Origin of the sequence: Clavibacter lycopersici (genome assembly GCF_003576405.1) — a bacterium.
In the GTDB taxonomy this organism is placed as follows: Bacteria; Actinomycetota; Actinomycetes; order Actinomycetales; family Microbacteriaceae; genus Clavibacter; species Clavibacter lycopersici.
Genome location: NZ_QWGT01000474.1, coordinates 1 through 759 on the forward strand (window position 1 = coordinate 1; position 759 = coordinate 759).

Below are 759 nucleotides of genomic sequence, written 5' to 3' on the forward strand. Positions count from 1 at the left end.
GGGCGGCTGCCGGTGGACCCGGTCGAGCAGCAGGGTGCGGAGGCCCGGCAGCCCGAGCACGGTGGAGAGGCGGCCGAGCGCGGACGCCTCGGCCCCGCGGAAGGTGGCGGCCGCGACGTCGGGGTCGCCGAACGCGACCACGTCCGCGCCGCGCGCCGCGAGCGCCCGGAGGAGGGAGAGCGTGGCGACGGTCGCCTCGTGCAGGTCGTCGACGACGACCAGCCGGATCCCCGTGAGCGCCTCCCCCCGCGACACGAGCAGCACGGCCTCGGCGAGCAGCTCCGCGCTGTCGAGGTGGTCGCCGCGGAAGGAGTCCACGACGTCCTCGTACTCCCGGGCGAACTCCGCCGCGGCGACCCACTCGGGCACGTCGTGCGCGCGGCCGGCCTCGGCGAGGGCGTCCGGCCGCACGCCCTCCTCGGTGGCGCGCATGAGCAGCTCGCGGAGCTCGGTGCGGAAGGCGCGCAGCCGCCGCACCTCGACGCCCAGCGGGTCCGGCCAGGCGGGCCCGGTGCCGAGCTCCTCGTGGCCGGCGAGGAGGTCGGCGATGATCTGGTCCTGCTCGGCGCCCGTGAGCAGCCGCGGCGGCTCGGTGCCGGTCCCGGCGGCGCGGCGCGCGAGCACCTCGAACGCGACCGACGTGGCCGTGCGCGCGAGCGGACCGAGCGTGGGCACCCCGACCCGCAGCGCGAGCTCGTCGCGGAGGCGCGTGGCCGCGGCGCGCGACGGCGCGAGCACCAGCACCTCGGCGGGGTCGAG

At 78.9% G+C, this 759-nt stretch carries 1 protein-coding gene; it reads right to left on the reverse strand.

The window, feature by feature from the left end:
- A partial coding sequence (locus DZG00_RS16030) for a UvrD-helicase domain-containing protein (RefSeq protein WP_147360093.1) occupies window positions 1-759 on the reverse strand: 759 nt, incomplete at both ends.